The following is a 16,572-nucleotide window of genomic DNA, read 5'->3' as shown; positions in this document are numbered from 1 at the left end:
ATGACGACCCGGCTCATTTATTTTGCCTGGGTGCGCGAACGCATCGGTATGCCTGAGGAGGATGTCGACCTGCCTGCCGGCATCGAGACGGTCGCCGATCTCCTGCGCTGGCTGAAATCGCGCGGCGAGGGCTACGAGCACGCGCTGCAATATCCCGACGTGATCCGCGTCGCCATCAACCAGGAACATGTCGAGCACCGCGAGAAGATCGCGGGCGCCCGCGAAATCGCGCTGTTCCCGCCGATGACCGGGGGCTGACATGAGCGGCGGGGTCTTGCCTGTCGTGCGCATTCAGCGCCAGGATTTTGACGTCGCCGCCGAGATCGCCAGACTGACGCAAGGCCGCGCCGATATCGGCGCCGTGGTGACCTTCTCCGGCCTTTGCCGCGACGAGCAGGGCGCGCTCTCGGCGCTCGAGCTCGAACACTATCCAGGTATGGCCGAAGCAGAAATCGCCCGCATCGCTGCCGAAGCGGTCGAGCGTTGGCCGTTGCAGGGGCTCACCGCCATCCACCGCCACGGCAAGATCGCGCCCGGCGAGAACATCGTGCTGGTCGTGACTGCCTCGGTGCATCGCCAGGCGGCGTTCGAGGCGGCGAACTTTCTCATGGACTATCTCAAATCGCGCGCGCCCTTCTGGAAGAAGGAGCATCGCGCGGACGGTTCCGAGGGCGGCTGGGTCGAGGCCAAGGAGGCCGACGACGAGGCGGCCGGTCGCTGGAAATCGTCAGACTAAAATACCGCCGCAGCCATGTGTTGACCGCAATCATTTGGCCAATTGAGCGCGGCTGGTCAGCTTGGGCACTGGCAGCCCGGGAGCATTGGCGGCTCGGGGCCTTGGCCAGCCTGGGCAAGGGAGATGGTCATGCTGGACAGGATCGCGGAGTTCTTCATCTTCGGTTTCGTGCCTCTGGTCGTCGGCATATTGGCCGTTCCGGAGCAGTCTGTTGCCGCCGAAAATTCCGTGAGAGGCGAGGTGATCTATCGCGAGCGCATTGCCTTGCCGCCCAGTGCCGTGCTCTCCGTGCAACTTGCCGATGTGTCGCTGGCCTATGCGCCGGCCACCATTATCGGCGAACAGGAAGTGAAGCCGGCCGGCCAGGTGCCGATCAGCTTCGAGATCAAATTCGACCCTTCCGTCATCCGGTCGCAGATGACTTACGCGTTGCAAGCCCGCATCACCGTCGATGACAAGCTGCTGTTCATCTCCGATATGCGCCATCAGGTCGATCCGCTGGCCGACGTGCCGCAGACCATCATGCTGAAGATGGTCACCCCGAGCGCCGAGCCCATGGTTTCCGTCTTCGACCAGCTCTGGCTGGTCGACTATGTCGACGGCATCGGCGCCATTGCTGCCCCGCAAGCGACATTCAGGGTCAGCGAGGCCGGCAAGGCGGGCGGCAGCGGCCCCTGCAACACCTATTTCGCCACCGCCAAACTCGATGGCCAAACGATCGCGATCAGAGACATCGGTTCGACCTACAAGGCCTGCGCGCCAGAGGTGATGGCCGAGGAAAAGGCGCTGTTCGATGCGCTGGCCAAGGCGGCGTCATATCGTGTCGATGCCGGCAAGCTCATCATATCAGACAAGGACGGCCGCGAGATCCTGCGCTTGAGCGCGGCCAGCTGACCCCTAACGAAGAAGGCCGGCGAAACGCCGGCCTTCTTTTACGGGATAAGGTCCTGACTATCGGCTCAGCCGACGATCTCGGTGTCCGAGAACCAGTACTTGATCTCTTCTGCCGCGGTCTCCGGTGCGTCGGAGCCGTGCACCGAGTTTTCGCCGATCGACAGCGCATGAACCTTGCGGATGGTGCCTTCGGCGGCGTTGGCCGGGTTCGTGGCGCCCATCACTTCGCGGTTCCTGGCAATGGCGTTCTCGCCTTCCAGAACCTGGACGACGGTCGGTGCCGACGACATGAATTCAACCAATTCGCCGAAGAAAGGACGGTCCTTGTGGACGGCATAGAAGCCTTCCGCTTCGCGGCGGCTCATCCAGACCCGGCGCGAGGCGATGACGCGCAGGCCTGCCTCTTCCAGCATCCTGGTGATGGCGCCGGTGAGGTTGCGCCGGGTCGCGTCCGGCTTGATCATGGAAAATGTGCGTTCGAGCGCCATGGGTCGTCCTTGTCTGAGAATGGAATTGAGAGTGGCGGGCTCTATACAAGCCGCCCGGCCCATTGCCAAGGGGGCCGCAAAGCGGACGGAAAGCCAATTGCTTGGCTTTCCGAACGACGAACGGTGAAAGCCCGGTCCGCCTTCGGGCGGATTGAAAGGTCCAGTGGACCTTTCAAAGGGTTTGAACGCCCGAAGGGCAGGGAGCGATAGCGAAGGGCCGGACGGCTGCGCGTTTCCGCGGCAAGCCGGCCCCGATCAGACGGCTGCACAGCAACGCTTTGCTTGCTATAGTCGCGTGTCGGCGCCGCGCTGAGGTCGGGCCGTATGGAGACAACATGACCATCACAGACGATCGTCAGGAACGCATTCGCAACCGTGCGCACCAGATCTGGCTGCAAGAGGGCCAGCCGGCTGGACATCATGAGCGCCATTGGCATCAGGCGGCAGCGGATGTCGACCAGCAGGACGCCGCGGGCAAGTCGGCAGCCAAAAAGCCAACCAAGAAGGCAACTGGCGCCGCCAAGGCAAAGGCCGACCCCAAGGAGGCAAAGGCTGCCACGAAGGCCGGCAAGCCAAAGAAGGCGGCGGCCAAGTAAGCTTTACGGCGTCAAGCCGCGGCGGCGACCTTTCGTCCCAGCCCGCCATACAGGTCGAGGCAGCGGGCGAACCACTGCGCCACCACGTCGCCGTCGTCGAGCAGTTGGTAGGGCGAGGCTATGCGCGCCCATTGCATTGCGCCGAAGACGATATAGTCGCTAAACAGCGGCGCCGCGCCGCCGATGAATGGCTGATAGAAGAGCATCGAGCGCAATGGCTCCAGCGAGGCTCTGAAATTGCCGAGCCCGGCTTCCCTGGCGGCCTTCACCTCCTCCAGCCGCTTGCCAAGACGCTGCTCCCGGCTCTGGCGGAAATAGACGGCGTTTTCCGCGTCCTGCATGGCATGAAGGTCCATGATGGCCGCGGTGGTCACGTAGGGATGAATGGTCACTTGCGACCAGCGTTCGATGAAGCGCGCCATCGCCTTGCCGCCTTCACCGCCAAACAGCGTCGGCCGGTCCGGATAGGCTTCATCGAGATAGAGGGCGATGGCGAAGGAATCCGCGAGGACCGTCTCGCCGTCGCGGATCACCGGGACGGTTTTCGAAACGCCGCCCTCGACAGCGGGCACCTCGAGAAAGCGCGTCGGTACGGTCGATATGTCGAGCCCCTTGTGGGCAAGCGCCATCACCACCTTCCAGCAATGCGGGCTGAACGGACGTGTGCTGTCGCGTCCGACGAGGTCATAGAGCAGAATGGTCATTGGCGGCGGCTTCCTCGCGGGTTAGGTAGGCCCCGTATCGACGCGAGCCGAGGGAAGCCATGAGACAGCATTTCATGATGTTTGCGGCCTATAATCAATGGGCCAATGGCCGCATCTATGATGCCGCCGCGGAGCTCGATGATGAGGAATTCAACCGCGATGTCGGCGCCTTCTTCGGCTCGATGATGGGCACGCTCAACCACGTTTTGACGGCCGATCGGATCTGGATGAAGCGCTTCACCGGCGAGGGCGACGCGCCGACGACACTGGACGCTATCCTGCATCGGGGGTTGACCGGCCTGCGGGCGGCGCGTGAAGCCGAAGACAGGAGGATCATCGACTGGATCGGCCGCCTCAATGACAAGGCGTTGACGGGCCGCTTCACCTACATGACCGTCTCGGACATGCGCACCGTCTCGCAAAGGCTGGCGCCGGCGCTGGACCATGTCTTCAACCACCAGACCCATCATCGCGGCCAGGCGCATACGATCCTGACCATCCTGGGACGGCCAAGCCTGGGGTTGGACCTGATGCTTTTCCAGCGGACCGAGGAGGGCAGGGCTTTCGCCTGATCCGGTGCCGTCCGAAGGTTGAAGAGCTTGCGCCTACTATCGCTGCATCTTGTGCTGCAGCATCGTCTTTGCATCAGAAATTAGCCGGCACACCGGATACTTGCCCGAGATTCAGGCGGCCGTCGAAGCCTCGCCCCTGATTTCGCTGTCCAGTTGGCACTGCGTCAGAGCCGCTTCCGCCATCACCCACTGCTTGAACAACTGGACCTTGCGTGCGGCAAGGCCTCTCAGCGGGGAAACAAAATACCAGCCAGCCGTGTTCGGGTGGTGGACGGCGAAGGGGGCCACCAACCTTTCGGCGCGGATGTCGCTGGCCATATAGGCACGGTTGGCCACCGCAAAGCCCATCCCGGAATTGGCTGCCTCGTAGGACATCATGCACGAGTCGAAATAGATGCTCTTGGTCTCGCTGAGCACGAAGCTGGCGCCGGCGAAACCAAGCCAGGATTGCCAATTCTGGGTGCAGGTGTCGGAATGCAGCAGGGTAAAGTGCTTGAGGTCGTCCGGTGTCACCTTCGACAGCCGTTTATCGCCGAGAACTTCGTGGAACAGCTTGCGGCTGCACACCGGTGTCAGGTCTTCGCGAAACAGCAGATCGGATTGCAGCCCGTGAAAGTGACCGTCGCCATAACGGATTTCGAGATCGAATTCCGAGGCCGTGAACTCATGCGTCGCGTAGGAGGTCGAGACCCGCATCACGATATCGGGATATTGCTGCTGGAACAGCGGCAGGCGCGGAAACAGCCAGCGTGCCGCAAAGGTGGGCAGCACCGATATTTTTAGCACATGCTCCTGCGATTGCCCGGTCGCTTCCATGCTGGCGGCGACGATTCGCTCCAACGCCTCGCGAACGCGCGAGACATAGGTCTCGCCCTCCGGCGTCAACGACACCGCATTGCCGCCGCGTTGGAAAATCTTGAAGCGCAGCTGATCCTCAAGGCTTTTCACGCGCTGGCTGACCGCTGAAGCGGTAATAAACTGTTCTTCGCCGGCACGCGTGAAATTACCGTGCCTCGCAGCACTCTCCACGATTTTAAGCGAATTGAGGTTGACCTGACTGAGCAGACGCACGGTTTCGACCTTAAGCTTGGCTTACACTAGCACCAGCATTCCTAATTTTACAGGGGTGGGTGAATTAATCGACTGTTTACCAAGTGTTGCCCCCCTCCTGGAGAAGTACAATGAACGCCCATACCATTCCCGAACTGCGTTATGCGATGAGCCGCGAGGCCATTATCGGCCATGAAACCGCCTGGAAAGTGTCGAGTTTCGGTGTCGCGCAATATCTGCACGGCTATGACCCGGCACTGCTTGCCGCGATCGAGGAGGCTGCCCTGAAGCTCAAGGCCAGCCATGCCGTGCACAAGCACCTCGATCTGACCTTCATCACCGGGGCCGACCGCTTCATTCCCGAGATCAAGGAATTGCTGCATGACAAGCTGCGCCTGGAGCGGCTGTCCGACATGATGGGCACCAAGCTGGAGCCCTATCCGCTGTCGATCGTCGGCTCGACGGTCACCTTCATGAATCCGGACGACGGCGCCGTGGAGTGGCATTGCGATGGCGTTCCGGTCACCGAGCTCATTCCGCTGTCGATCAGCAATCCGTTGGTCGGCGGCCACCTCGAAATCTACTGCGACGACTCCGAAACCGGCCGCGCCATTCTCGAAGCCGGCCGCGAGATCCCGCGCAACAGTGTCATGCGCATCGATCACAAGATGAACTATGCGACGCTCGGGCAATTCCTGGGCGTCCTGCATCGCACCGCGCCGATCCGGTTCGGCGAGCGCGTCACGCTGGTGCTCAACCAGCGCTCGGTGGCCAAACCCTATGTCGACGACAACAGAATGTTCTATCTCGCCGCCGACAACGACCACGACCGTGAGTGGGTCAGCGAACTGGCCGAAGATGTCTGGACCAATCAGCTGCCGGCCTACCGTCGGTTCGAGGCGGAGCATCCCGTGCCCGCCGCCGTCGAGGCACCAGTTCCGGGCGGAGCCAGGGAATCATGGTAATGAGGCATGATCCCGAAAAGTCGGAACCGGTTTTCGGACAGGATCATGGTCGAACAGCAAAATAGAATCCCATGCCGATTGTTTCGGCAGGGATCCGGCTCGATATCCGCGTTGGTCTTCGCTGCCGGTGCGGTGGCGTTGTGGTCCACCAATGCGCTGGTCGGCAAATCCCTGCTGGCCAGCCACCCGGTGTCGCAGGTCCAGTTCCTGCAATTTGCAGGCGCCGCACTCGTCTTCGCAGCCATCCGATTGATGAGCCGGGAAAGAGTAGCACCGGTCACGGCCGGGGCGGCGCTCACCTCTCTCGCGGTCGGCTTCATCGGCCTGGTCGGCACCATGGTGCTGCAATACATCGCCTTCGCTTCGATGCCGGTGATCGAGGCCAATCTGGTGGCCTATACCTGGCCGCTGATGGTCGCGGCGGCAGTCATTGCCTTGGAAAATCCGCGGCGTCCGGCACTGTTGGGTCTCGCCGCGGTGGTAGGCTTCATCGGCGTCGCACTGGTGGTTTCGGGAGGGCGCAACCAATCCTGGTTCGAGGGCGATCTGGTCGGCTATCTCGCCGCATTCGGGTCGGCGCTGTGCATGGCCTTCTATTCGATCATGGTGGGACGGGTGACCACCCCAGCGGATCGCCTGTTGCTGCCATCGTCGTTTATTGGCGTCGCTTTGATGTTTCTGTGGTGCGCTCGCGACGGTTTCACCTGGCCCCTCGGCGCGGACCTGGCTCTCGGCCTTTATCTCGGCGCCGGTCCGATGGGCCTGGGCTACTATTTCTGGTCGCGCGCCTTGAAGCTTGAAGGCAGCGGCAGGGTCGCGGTGGTCGCCTATCTCACGCCGATCGCCTCGACCCTGCTTTTGACCTTGTCCGGCGAACGGCTGACGGTGACGGCCATTGTCGGAGCCATCCTCGTCATCGGCAGTTGTGTCGCGGTCGGTGTGGAACGTTCGGAGGCCGAAAACCATGTTTGACGAGAATGAGCGTCTGGCCATCCAGGAAGCGCATTGGCTGATCGACGAATTCGGCGCCGAGGCGCCGCTTTACGCCGCGATGAGGGCCGAAAAGGCAATAGAACAAAAGGATTTCGCGCGTTGCGCCCGCTGGAAGCGTATTCTGGAGATATTGGACGAAAGTCCTGCCGCGAAGTCTGCTGGCTCCAAGTATTAGATTTTCTAATTTGCACGGCGTCGATTTCGCATGAATGCTATTTTGGCCGATTCTTCATTCTTTTATGAGACTTGGCGGTCCGTTGGGGGACGCGGTTAAAGAGATACATCGACACAAGTCTTCGCTGGGGTGGAGGATTTTGTCGCAAATAAGGTGAAAGAATTGTCAAATATCGATGATAAGACCGTTATCGAGCTGACGGCCGATATTGTCTCGGCCTATGTAGGCAACAATCCTCTTCCGGCTTCCGGCCTGCCTGAGTTGATTGCCAGCGTCAGTGCTTCGGTTCGCAAGCTCGCTGGCGCAGTTGTCGCGGAAACTCCAAACCTGGTTCCGGCAGTCAATCCGAAGAAGTCGGTGTTTCCCGACTACATCATCTGCCTTGAGGACGGAAAGAAGTTCAAGTCGCTCAAGCGGCATCTGCGGACCGACTACGGCCTGAGCCCGGACGACTATCGGGCCAAATGGGGCTTGCCGCCGGACTATCCGATGGTTGCGCCGAACTACTCGGCGACGCGATCGGCGCTGGCAAAGTCGACGGGACTTGGCCGCAAGCCGGCAGCAGCGCCGGCCGCTGTCGCCAAGGCAACGAAGCGCAAGGCGACTGCCTGAGAGCAGGCAAGCCACTGTTCGGCTGCTTTGACGGCGCCCTAGCGGGCGTCGTTTCGAGGCCTTGTGCGGCCAACTGGCCCGCAAGGCCTTGCGAAGCGTTGATGTCCGGTGCAAAAGCGCGGCCATGCTGATCATCAACGACCTATCGCTCCGCATGGCCGGACGCTTGCTTCTCGACCATGCCTCGCTGACCTTGCCGGCCGGCACCAAGGCCGGCCTTGTCGGCCGCAACGGTACTGGCAAGACGACGCTGTTCAAGGCCATCACCGGCGATTTCCCGTCCGAGACAGGCTCGATCAGCCTGCCCAAGAGCACCCGCATCGGCCAGGTGGCGCAGGAAGCGCCAGGCACCGAGGATGCGCTGATCGAGATCGTGCTCAAGGCCGATCTCGAACGCACGGCGCTGCTCGAAGAAGAAAAGACGGCGACCGATCCGCACCGTATCGCCGACATCCATATGCGGCTGGCCGATATCGACGCGCACTCAGCCGAATCCCGCGCCGCCACCATTCTCGCCGGCCTCGGCTTCGATGACGCTGCGCAGAGGCGTCCGGCCTCGTCCTTCTCCGGCGGCTGGCGCATGCGCGTGGCGCTTGCCGCGGTGCTGTTTGCCGAGCCCGACCTGCTGCTGCTCGACGAGCCGACCAACTATCTCGATCTTGAAGGCACGCTGTGGCTGGAAAACTACGTGTCGAAATATCCGCATACCGTGCTTTTGATCTCGCACGATCGCGACCTGCTCAACCGTGCCGTCAACTCGATCGTTCACCTCGACCAGAAAAAGCTGACCTTCTGGCGCGGCGGCTACGACCAGTTCGAGCGTCAATATACAGAGCAGAAGGAATTGCAGGAGAAGGGCCGGGTCAAGCAGGAGGCCGCGCGCAAGCACATGGAATCCTTCGTCGAGCGGTTCCGCGCCAAGGCCTCCAAGGCGAGACAGGCACAGTCGCGCATCAAGGCGCTGGAGAAGATGAAACCGATCGCGGCCCTCGTGAACGATTCGGTGCGGCCGTTCTCCTTCCCCGAACCGGTGAAGACGGTGGCCTCGCCGATCGTGGCGCTGAACAACGTCAATGTCGGCTACACCGACGGGCAGCCGATCCTCAAGAAGGTGACGCTGCGTATCGACGCCGACGACCGCATCGCGCTGCTCGGCGCCAACGGCAACGGCAAGTCGACCTTCGCCAAATTGCTGTCGGGCCGGCTCAAGCAAGAGAGCGGCACCATGACGGTGGCGCCCGGGCTGAAGGTGGCGATCTTCGCCCAGCATCAGCTCGATGATCTCCGGCCGGACGAAAACGCCTACGAGCATGTCCGTCGGCTGATGCCGGAGGCCCCGGAATCGAAGGTGCGCGGCCGCGTCGCCCAGTTCGGCCTCACCACCGAGAAGATGAACACCGCCGCCAAGGACCTGTCGGGCGGCGAGAAGGCGCGCCTGCTGATGGGCCTGTCGGCCTTCGAGGGCCCGAACCTGTTCATCCTCGACGAACCGACCAACCATCTCGACATCGACAGCCGCGAATCGCTGATCCATGCACTGAACGAATTCCCTGGCGCCGTCATCCTGATCTCGCACGATCGCCATCTGCTGGAGGCGACCGCCGACCGGCTGTGGCTGGTCAAGGACGGCGCGGTCAACCCCTATGACGGCGACTTGGAAGACTACAAGACGCTGGTCACCGGCGTCTCCGGCGACCGCCGCGGCAAGCGTGAGGCCGACAAGGCGTCAAAGGCCGATCGCCGCCGCGATGCGGCGGCACGCCGCGCCGCCTTCGAGCCGCTCGCCAAGGAAATCCGCGCCACCGAAGCGCTGATGGACCGCATTCGCAAGCGCATCGACGGCATCGAGGACGAACTGTCCAATCCGGCGGTGTACGAAAAGGATCCCTCGACGGCGACACGGCTGGCCAAGGAGCGCTCGCAACTGGCCCAGACGCTGGCCGGCCACGAGGAAAAGTGGCTGTCCATGTCGGCAGAGTATGAGGAAGGCACGGCGGAGTAGAGTCGATCTCCCCCCTCGTGGGGGAGGATGCCCGGCAGGGCAGAGGGGGGCGCTGTCCCGCCAACCTGTCAGCTTTTTTCAACCACCTACCGCCGGCTTCGGGAACGAACAGATAGGTCGCGATCCTTCGCGCCCCCCTCTGTCCTGCCGGACATCTCCCCCACAAGTGGGGAGATTGGCTAACCATCTGGCCCTACACGCGCCCTTTGAAACCCGCTAGTCTTGCCCCATGAACCAACACACCAAGCTTCGCATCGGCCATTCGGCCTGTCCGCATGATTGCCCCTCGACCTGCGCGCTCGAGGTCGAACTGCTCGACGGCAACCGCATCGGCCGCGTCCATGGCGCCAAGTCCAACAGCTATACGGCCGGTGTCGTCTGCGCCAAGGTTGCCCGCTATGCCGATCGCGTCCATCATCCCGACCGTTTGCTGAGGCCGCTGATCCGCGCCGGTGCCAAGGGCGAGGGCGCCTGGAAGGAAGCGAGCTGGGAGGCCGCGCTCGACCTCGTCGCTGAAAAATTCATTGCGGCCGAGGAGAAATACGGCTCGGAGACGGTCTGGCCCTATTATTATGCCGGCACGATGGGGCTGGTGCAGCGCGACGGCATCGACCGGCTGCGCCACGCCAAGAAATACTCCGGCTTTTTCGGTTCGATCTGCACCAATCTCGCCTGGACCGGCTGGATGATGGGGGCCGGCGCCTTGCGCGGGCCGGACCCGCGCGAGATGTCGAAATCCGATTGCGTGGTGATCTGGGGCACCAATGCGGTGGTGACGCAGGTCAACGTCATGACCCACGCCATCAAGGCGCGCAAGGAGCGCGGCGCCAAGATCGTCGTTATCGACGTCTACGAGAACGCGACGATGAAGCAGGCCGATCTCGGCCTGATGCTGAAGCCGGGCACCGACGGCGCGCTGGCCTGCGCGGTCATGCATGTGCTGTTCAGGGAAGGCATGGCCGACCGCGCCTATCTCTCGAAATACACTGACGACCCGAGAGGACTGGAAGCGCATCTCGAGACGCGCACACCGGACTGGGCGGCCGGGATCACCGGCTTGACGGTCGCCGAGATCGAGGCCTTCGCCCGCCTCGTCGGCACGACGAAAAAGACCTATTTCCGCCTCGGCTATGGTTTTGCGCGCCAGCGCAATGGCGCCGTCAACATGCATGCCGCATCTTGCATCGCGGCGGTCACCGGCAGCTGGCAATATGAGGGCGGCGGCGCCTTCCATTCCAACTCCGGCATCTTCAAGCTCAACCAGGAAGTGCTCGAAGGCACCAGGATGCGCGATCCCTCGATACGCCATCTCGACCATTCGCGCATCGGCCCGGTGCTGACCGGAGCCAGCGACGCGCTTTATGGCGGCCCGCCGGTGACGGCAATGCTGATCCAGAACACCAACCCGGTGAATGTCGCGCCGGAGCAGCGGCTGGTGACGCAGGGTTTTATGCGCGACGACCTGTTCACTTGCGTGCACGAGCAGTTCATGACCGACACGGCCAAGCTTGCCGATGTCGTGCTGCCGGCGACGATGTTCCTCGAGCACGACGACGTCTACAAGGGCGGCGGCAACCAGCACATCACGCTTGGCCCCAAGCTGATCGAGCCGCCGGAAGGACCGCGCACCAACCATTTCGTCGTCGAGGAATTGGCAAAACGCCTCGGCGTCGCCGATCGTCCGGGGTTTGGTCTTACCGAGCAGCAGCATATCGACATCATCCTGGGCAAGCGCGGGCTGGGCAGCTTCGACAGCTTGAAGGAAGACAAGTGGATCGACCTACAGCCGGATTTCGAGGCAGCACACTTCATCAACGGATTTGGCCACGCGGATGGAAAGTTCCGTTTCCGCGCCGATTGGACCGGGCAGGCGGCGCCCAACCGGCCGCCGAAGAGCATGGGCCTGTTCGGCCCGGTGGCGCTTCTGCCGGAATTCCCCGACCATGTCGACCTGATCGAGGTCGCCGACGAAGCGCATCCGTTCCGGCTGACGACGTCGCCGGCGCGCAATTTTCTCAACTCAACATTCTCGGAAACGCCGGTGTCGAGGGCCAAGGAGGGCCGCCCGGAACTGCTTCTGCATCCCGACGATGCCGCAGCCCTTGGGCTAGCCGACGGCGACCGTGTCGAGGTCGGCAACACACGCGGCGAAGTCGTGCTGCATGCGAAGCTGTTCGACGGCATCAAGCGCGGCGTGGTGATCGCCGAAGGCATCTGGCCAAACAGCGCCCATGAGCGCGGCGAAGGCATCAACGTGCTGACCGGTGCCGACGCGCCGGCACCCTATGGAGGGGCTGCCTTCCACGACAACAAGGTCTGGCTGCGCGCGGCAGGCTGAGATCGGTGAGAATTCCGCTCGTCTCGCGCCAGATCAAACCGTGCAGGGATACGCTCAGCCGGGCAATGGCACCGTCAAACCGACCTTGACCCGGTCCATGGCAACGAACGTTCGGAACTTGCGGACATTGTTGCTGTCGAAGAACAGTTTTCGCGTCAGCGCCTCATAGGCGCCCATATCAGCCACGGTGATGACCAGGATGAAGTCGGCCTCGCCGGTGACGTAGTAGCATTGCTGGACTTCAGGCGTCGCCGAGAATTGCCGCTTGGCCGCGTCGATCAGTTCGGCACGTTCGCTCTCGAGTTCCACCTCGACGAAGATGGTGATGGGCTGGCCGACCGCTGCCGGCTCGACGACCGCGACATTGCCGGCGATGACGCCGGTCTGCTCCATGCGCTTGACGCGGCGCTGCACCGCCGGCGCCGACAGGTTCACCGCCTCGCCGATCAGCCGCTGCGGCGTCGTGTTGTCGCGCTGCAGGATGGCAAGGATGGCGAGATCGAAACTGTCGAGCGAGGGCGACGATACAGGCAATGGAGATATCCTTGGCGAAACAAACTTGCATTTGGGAGGCCATATTACAGCGCCCTTTGCGCCGATCCTGCAATATATTCTCGCTGAACGCCAAGGAGGCCCGCCAGTGTTCCTGCTCAACCGCAATACTCTGCATCGCCTGCCACTCGATCCGAGCGATGCCGAAACCCTTGGTGTTGCCGGCGCCGACACGGTCGAGCGTTTTCTCAGCCACCGCGACAATCACCTGATGACGCCGCTGCATGCGCTTCCGGCGCTCGCCAGCGAACTCGGACTTGGCGCCATCCATATCAAGGATGAGAGCTTTCGCCTCGGCCTCGGCAGCTTCAAGGCGCTGGGCGGTGCCTATGCCGTCTTGCGCCTGGTGCTGGAGGAGGCAGGCAGCCGGCTGGGCCGGCCCGTCGATATGGCCGATCTCGATCAGCCTGATGTGCGGGCCGTCACTGCTGCGATGACATTTGCCTGTGCGACCGACGGCAATCATGGCCGCTCCGTCGCGCAAGGCGCGCAACTCGTCGGCGCGCGGGCGGCGATCTTCGTCCACGCCGGCGTCAGCGAGGAGCGTATCGCGGCGATCGCCCGCTATGGCGCCGAGATGATCCGCGTCGCCGGCAATTATGATGATTCGGTCAGGCAAGCTGCCCAGGTTTCGGCCGAGAAGGGCTGGACCGTGGTCTCCGACACCTCGTGGCCCGGCTACGAGCGCATCCCCGGCCTCGTCATGCAAGGCTATACCGCGATCATGCGCGAAGCCTTGCGCCAGCACCCTCGGACGCCAACCCACGTCTTCGTGCAGGCCGGCGTCGGTGGCATTGCCGCCGCGCTGGCCGGTCATCTGGCCATCGTGCTCGGTGACGCCAGGCCTACCTTCATCGTGGTCGAGCCGGCGCGTGCCGCTTGTCTTTTTGCGGCCGCCCAGGTCGGGCATCCGGTCAAGGTTGCGCATGGCCAGCCGACGGTGATGGCCATGCTTGAATGCTACGAGGCTTCGCCCGTCGCCTGGCGGGTGCTGGCGCGCGCCGCCGATGCCTTCATGACGGTGGATGAGGACGACGCCGTCGCGGTGATGCGGCGGCTGGCACGGCCGGCCGCCGGCGATCCGGTGATCGTCGCCGGCGAAAGCGGTGGCGTCGGCCTTGCCGGGCTGATCCGGGCGGTGGCCGACAACCGGGCCGAGCTTCAACTCGACGGCAAATCGCGTGTGCTGGTGATCAACACTGAGGGCGCCACCGATCCGCATCGCTATGCCGAACTGGTTGGCATAAGCCCGGCCAATGTGCTGGCCGGCAAGAGGACAGCCGAGGCAACGGCATGATCGCGGTTGACGCGCAGCGCCTGCTCGGCCGCATCCGCGAACTCGGCGCCGTCGGCCGCGACAGTGAGGGCAGGCTTATCCGGCTGGCCGCCTCCGATACCGACAGGCAGGGCCGCGACCTCTTCGTCGGCTGGCTGCGGCAGGCGGGGCTCGATGTCGCCATCGACCGGGTCGGCAACATTTTCGGCATCTGGCAAAGCTCGGAAAACACCGGGCAGGCGGCGCTGCTCATCGGCTCGCACATCGACACTGTCATCGATGCCGGCATTTATGACGGCTGCTATGGGGTGCTTGCTGGGCTGGAAGTGATCGAGACGCTGAAGGCGTCAGGCTTGTCGCCGTCGCGCCCGATCGCGGTCGCAGCTTTCACCAATGAGGAGGGCGTGCGCTACACTCCCGACATGATGGGCTCGCTGGTCCACGCCGGCGGCATCGATGCCGAAACGGTGCTGGCGGCTATCGGCACGGACGGCAGCGTGCTGGGCCAGGAACTCGCCCGCATCGGCTATGCCGGCGACCGGGAACCTGGCTTCCTCAAGCCGCATGCCTATCTCGAACTGCATATCGAACAGGGGCCGGTGCTGGAGCGCGAAGGTGTGCCGGTCGGTGCGGTGGAAAACCTGCAAGGCATCTCCTGGCAGCGCATCATCATAGACGGCGTCGCCAATCATGCCGGCACCACGCCGATGTCGATGCGCAGCGATGCCGGCCATGCCGCCGCCCGGATCATCACCTTCCTGCTCGACCGGATCAAAGCCTCGAACGCGCCGACGGTGGCAACCGTGGGTACGATCCGCTTCGAGCCGAATGCCATCAACGTCATCCCTTCGCGCGCGGTCTTCACCATCGATCTGCGCGACCCCGACGAACAGCGCCTGCAGGCGGCGGAGGCGGCGCTTGCCGCCTATCTCGGGCCGCTTGCCGCTGCCGAGAACGTGGTCATTTCGGTCGAGCAACTGGCCCGCTTCGAACCGGTGATCTTCGACCTGCGCATCGTCGAGCTGATCGAGGCCGCCGCGAAAGACCGTGGCCTCGGTGTCCGGCGCATGACATCAGGCGCCGGACACGACGCGCAGATGCTGGCGCGCATCGCACCGGCAGCGATGATCTTCGTGCCGAGCATTGGCGGCATCAGCCACAGTCCGCGCGAACACACCGAAGATGCCGAGCTTGTTGCCGGCGCCAACATCCTGCTTGATGTGGCCGCGCAACTGGCAAAGTAGGTCAGAAGGGGCAAAGAAATGTCTGAACTCGATCGCGATGCGCTGAAGCAGGAAATGATTCTCTGGCGGCGCGATCTGCATGCGCATCCCGAATTCGGTTTCGAGGAGAAGCGTACCGCAGCCTTCGTCGCCGCCAAATTGCGCGAGTTCGGCCTCGACGATGTCACCGAAGGTGTCGGTGGCACCGGCGTTGTCGGCACGCTGAAGCGTGGCAGCGGCAACCGGGCGATTGCGCTGAGGGCCGACATGGATGCGCTGCGCATATCAGAGCAGTCGGACGCACCCTACCGTTCCGGCAATCCCGGCATCATGCATGCCTGCGGTCATGACGGCCACACCACCATGCTGCTCGGCGCGGCAAAGCTGCTGGCAGGTGAGGGCGGTTTCGACGGCATCGTGCGCTTCGTCTTCCAGCCGGCCGAGGAATGGGGCAGGGGCGCACTCGCCATGCTCGACGATGGGCTGATGCAACGCTTTCCCTTCGACGAGATCTTTGGCCTGCACAACATGCCCGGCCTGCCGATCGGGCATTTCGAGACCCGTGCCGGCCCCATAATGTCGGCCGAGGATATCTTCGAGATCGTGCTCGAAGGGCTCGGCGGTCATGCCGCGCGGCCGCATACGGGCAACGAGACACTGGTCGCCGCCTGCGCGCTGGTCACCAATCTGCAGACCATCGTCTCGCGCCGGCTGAGCCCGGCCGACATATCGGTGGTTTCGGTGACCGAGCTTATCACCGACGGCACCCGCAACGCTCTGCCCGGCCTTGCCCGCATCCTCGGCGATGCGCGCAGCTTCCGGCCCGAGGTCAGCGCCGAGATCGAGCGGCAAATGCGCATCATCGCCGAGGGCATCGCCGTCGCCTACAATGTCACCGCTGAGGTCAAGTACAGCAGGGAGTTCGTGCCGCTGCGCAACGATGCCGAGCTGGTCGATGCCGCATTCGCCGCCGCCAGGGGCGTCTTCGAGCTTGGCAACATCGCTGTCGCCCGCGAGCCGATGACCGCTTCGGAGGATTTCGCCCGCTTCCTCGACCACGTGCCGGGCTGCTTCGTCTTCCTCGGCAATGGCGAGGGTTCGGCGCCGCTGCACAATTCCAGCTACGACTTCAACGATGACGGGCTGGTGTTCGGCACGAATTTCCATGTCGCCGTGGTCAGGCAAAGGCTGGGTGGCGAGGCGGGAAGATGATCGCGTTTTGATCGCCAACTCCCGGGTTTATTGAGATTGCCGAGATGATGGTCAAGACAAGCTTGTGACGGCTGGCGACCGATAGGGCCGTGCGCGTCGGTACGTTTTTAACAAAGACAATCCCCCGATGACGCAGGGGCTAGACTCAGCTAGCCTTACCTGTGCGGCGGACCTCATTATCCGC

General features: G+C 63.1%; 18 protein-coding genes. 14 read left to right on the top strand and 4 right to left on the bottom strand.

The genetic code is table 11. The features are described from left to right. The 3 genes from moaD to MESCI2_RS0118895 all read left to right on the top strand — a co-directional run bounded on the left by moaD (position 1) and on the right by MESCI2_RS0118895 (position 1,630). A complete protein-coding gene (gene moaD, locus MESCI2_RS0118905) occupies positions 1 to 258 on the top strand; it encodes a molybdopterin converting factor subunit 1 (protein ID WP_013532479.1) in 258 nt (85 codons plus the stop codon). Between the two features lies 1 nt (position 259). Further along, positions 260 to 736 (top strand): molybdenum cofactor biosynthesis protein MoaE, encoded by a 477-nt coding sequence (locus MESCI2_RS0118900; protein WP_027037941.1) that lies wholly within the window; start codon positions 260 to 262, stop codon positions 734 to 736. Between the two features lie 129 nt (positions 737 to 865). Next, positions 866 to 1,630 (top strand): YbaY family lipoprotein, encoded by a 765-nt coding sequence (locus MESCI2_RS0118895; RefSeq protein ID WP_027037940.1) that lies wholly within the window; start codon positions 866 to 868, stop codon positions 1,628 to 1,630. A gap of 65 nt (positions 1,631 to 1,695) precedes the next feature. On the opposite strand, the gene ndk is transcribed toward MESCI2_RS0118895, so the two are convergent. Next, a complete protein-coding gene (gene ndk, locus MESCI2_RS0118890; protein ID WP_013532476.1) occupies positions 1,696 to 2,118 on the bottom strand; it encodes a nucleoside-diphosphate kinase in 423 nt (140 codons plus the stop codon). A gap of 335 nt (positions 2,119 to 2,453) precedes the next feature. On the opposite strand from ndk, the gene MESCI2_RS0118885 reads away from it, so the two are divergent. Continuing rightward, on the top strand, positions 2,454 to 2,714 hold the full coding sequence (locus MESCI2_RS0118885; protein ID WP_027037939.1) for a DUF2934 domain-containing protein: 261 nt from the start codon (positions 2,454 to 2,456) through the stop codon (positions 2,712 to 2,714). Between the two features lie 11 nt (positions 2,715 to 2,725). Here the strand turns inward: MESCI2_RS0118885 and MESCI2_RS0118880 are convergent, their stop codons facing one another. After that, positions 2,726 to 3,418 (bottom strand): glutathione S-transferase family protein, encoded by a 693-nt coding sequence (locus tag MESCI2_RS0118880; protein ID WP_027037938.1) that lies wholly within the window; start codon positions 3,416 to 3,418, stop codon positions 2,726 to 2,728. Between the two features lie 59 nt (positions 3,419 to 3,477). Between MESCI2_RS0118880 and MESCI2_RS0118875 the strand changes: the two genes are divergently transcribed. Beyond that, positions 3,478 to 3,990, top strand: coding sequence for a DinB family protein (locus MESCI2_RS0118875; protein ID WP_027037937.1), 513 nt, complete (start codon positions 3,478 to 3,480; stop codon positions 3,988 to 3,990). A 111-nt stretch (positions 3,991 to 4,101) separates the two neighbouring features. On the opposite strand, the gene MESCI2_RS0118870 is transcribed toward MESCI2_RS0118875, so the two are convergent. Then, positions 4,102 to 5,061, bottom strand: coding sequence for a LysR substrate-binding domain-containing protein (locus tag MESCI2_RS0118870; RefSeq protein WP_027037936.1), 960 nt, complete (start codon positions 5,059 to 5,061; stop codon positions 4,102 to 4,104). A 110-nt stretch (positions 5,062 to 5,171) separates the two neighbouring features. Between MESCI2_RS0118870 and MESCI2_RS1000000138500 the strand changes: the two genes are divergently transcribed. The 6 genes from MESCI2_RS1000000138500 (at position 5,172) to MESCI2_RS0118840 (ending at position 12,125) form a co-directional block, all read left to right on the top strand. Beyond that, positions 5,172 to 6,005: a hypothetical protein gene (locus tag MESCI2_RS1000000138500; protein WP_027037935.1), complete on the top strand. Its 834-nt coding sequence runs from the start codon at positions 5,172 to 5,174 to the stop codon at positions 6,003 to 6,005. Positions 6,006 to 6,050: 45 nt separating this feature from the next. Then, positions 6,051 to 6,977, top strand: coding sequence for an EamA family transporter (locus tag MESCI2_RS0118860; protein WP_027037934.1), 927 nt, complete (start codon positions 6,051 to 6,053; stop codon positions 6,975 to 6,977). Beyond that, positions 6,970 to 7,173, top strand: a complete 204-nt coding sequence (locus tag MESCI2_RS0118855; protein WP_024504288.1) for a hypothetical protein — start codon at positions 6,970 to 6,972, stop codon at positions 7,171 to 7,173. The genes MESCI2_RS0118860 and MESCI2_RS0118855 overlap by 8 nt, the downstream gene beginning before the upstream one ends. 162 nt (positions 7,174 to 7,335) lie before the next feature. After that, positions 7,336 to 7,785: a MucR family transcriptional regulator gene (locus MESCI2_RS0118850; RefSeq protein ID WP_013532467.1), complete on the top strand. Its 450-nt coding sequence runs from the start codon at positions 7,336 to 7,338 to the stop codon at positions 7,783 to 7,785. A 124-nt stretch (positions 7,786 to 7,909) separates the two neighbouring features. Next, positions 7,910 to 9,787 carry an ABC-F family ATP-binding cassette domain-containing protein gene (locus tag MESCI2_RS0118845; protein WP_027037932.1) on the top strand — a complete coding sequence of 626 codons (1,878 nt, stop codon included), beginning with the start codon at positions 7,910 to 7,912 and terminating at the stop codon, positions 9,785 to 9,787. 229 nt (positions 9,788 to 10,016) lie between these two features. Then, positions 10,017 to 12,125 carry a molybdopterin-containing oxidoreductase family protein gene (locus tag MESCI2_RS0118840; protein WP_027037931.1) on the top strand — a complete coding sequence of 703 codons (2,109 nt, stop codon included), beginning with the start codon at positions 10,017 to 10,019 and terminating at the stop codon, positions 12,123 to 12,125. A 54-nt stretch (positions 12,126 to 12,179) separates the two neighbouring features. Here the strand turns inward: MESCI2_RS0118840 and MESCI2_RS0118835 are convergent, their stop codons facing one another. Beyond that, positions 12,180 to 12,659: an Lrp/AsnC family transcriptional regulator gene (locus tag MESCI2_RS0118835; protein WP_027037930.1), complete on the bottom strand. Its 480-nt coding sequence runs from the start codon at positions 12,657 to 12,659 to the stop codon at positions 12,180 to 12,182. Positions 12,660 to 12,765: 106 nt separating this feature from the next. On the opposite strand from MESCI2_RS0118835, the gene MESCI2_RS0118830 reads away from it, so the two are divergent. The 3 genes from MESCI2_RS0118830 to MESCI2_RS0118820 are packed head-to-tail and all read left to right on the top strand — an operon-like array spanning position 12,766 to position 16,388. Then, on the top strand, positions 12,766 to 13,974 hold the full coding sequence (locus MESCI2_RS0118830; protein ID WP_027037929.1) for a diaminopropionate ammonia-lyase: 1,209 nt from the start codon (positions 12,766 to 12,768) through the stop codon (positions 13,972 to 13,974). Beyond that, positions 13,971 to 15,197 (top strand): Zn-dependent hydrolase, encoded by a 1,227-nt coding sequence (locus MESCI2_RS0118825; protein WP_027037928.1) that lies wholly within the window; start codon positions 13,971 to 13,973, stop codon positions 15,195 to 15,197. Before MESCI2_RS0118830 ends, MESCI2_RS0118825 begins: the two co-directional genes overlap by 4 nt. Positions 15,198 to 15,215: 18 nt before the next feature. Then, positions 15,216 to 16,388: a M20 aminoacylase family protein gene (locus MESCI2_RS0118820; protein ID WP_027037927.1), complete on the top strand. Its 1,173-nt coding sequence runs from the start codon at positions 15,216 to 15,218 to the stop codon at positions 16,386 to 16,388. The last annotated feature ends 184 nt before the right edge of the window (positions 16,389 to 16,572 follow it).

This window comes from Mesorhizobium ciceri WSM4083 (genome assembly GCF_000519305.1).
Classification (GTDB): domain Bacteria; phylum Pseudomonadota; class Alphaproteobacteria; order Rhizobiales; family Rhizobiaceae; genus Mesorhizobium; species Mesorhizobium ciceri_B.
This window is presented reverse-complemented; position numbering and strand designations above follow the sequence as displayed.

Excerpts from the sequence above, each read along its gene's own strand:
- MESCI2_RS0118845 (WP_027037932.1), top strand. The coding sequence starts at position 7,910 with ATGCTGATCATCAACGACCTATCGCTCCGCATGGCCGGACGCTTGCTT.
- MESCI2_RS0118860 (WP_027037934.1), top strand. The coding sequence starts at position 6,051 with ATGGTCGAACAGCAAAATAGAATCCCATGCCGATTGTTTCGGCAGGGA.
- MESCI2_RS0118840 (WP_027037931.1), top strand. The coding sequence starts at position 10,017 with ATGAACCAACACACCAAGCTTCGCATCGGCCATTCGGCCTGTCCGCAT.
- MESCI2_RS0118855 (WP_024504288.1), top strand. The coding sequence starts at position 6,970 with ATGTTTGACGAGAATGAGCGTCTGGCCATCCAGGAAGCGCATTGGCTG.
- MESCI2_RS0118825 (WP_027037928.1), top strand. The coding sequence starts at position 13,971 with ATGATCGCGGTTGACGCGCAGCGCCTGCTCGGCCGCATCCGCGAACTC.
- MESCI2_RS0118885 (WP_027037939.1), top strand. The coding sequence starts at position 2,454 with ATGACCATCACAGACGATCGTCAGGAACGCATTCGCAACCGTGCGCAC.
- MESCI2_RS0118900 (WP_027037941.1), top strand. The coding sequence starts at position 260 with ATGAGCGGCGGGGTCTTGCCTGTCGTGCGCATTCAGCGCCAGGATTTT.
- MESCI2_RS0118820 (WP_027037927.1), top strand. The coding sequence starts at position 15,216 with ATGTCTGAACTCGATCGCGATGCGCTGAAGCAGGAAATGATTCTCTGG.
- MESCI2_RS0118895 (WP_027037940.1), top strand. The coding sequence starts at position 866 with ATGCTGGACAGGATCGCGGAGTTCTTCATCTTCGGTTTCGTGCCTCTG.
- MESCI2_RS1000000138500 (WP_027037935.1), top strand. The coding sequence starts at position 5,172 with ATGAACGCCCATACCATTCCCGAACTGCGTTATGCGATGAGCCGCGAG.
- MESCI2_RS0118880 (WP_027037938.1), bottom strand. The coding sequence starts at position 3,418 with ATGACCATTCTGCTCTATGACCTCGTCGGACGCGACAGCACACGTCCG.
- moaD (WP_013532479.1), top strand. The coding sequence starts at position 1 with ATGACGACCCGGCTCATTTATTTTGCCTGGGTGCGCGAACGCATCGGT.
- MESCI2_RS0118875 (WP_027037937.1), top strand. The coding sequence starts at position 3,478 with ATGAGACAGCATTTCATGATGTTTGCGGCCTATAATCAATGGGCCAAT.
- ndk (WP_013532476.1), bottom strand. The coding sequence starts at position 2,118 with ATGGCGCTCGAACGCACATTTTCCATGATCAAGCCGGACGCGACCCGG.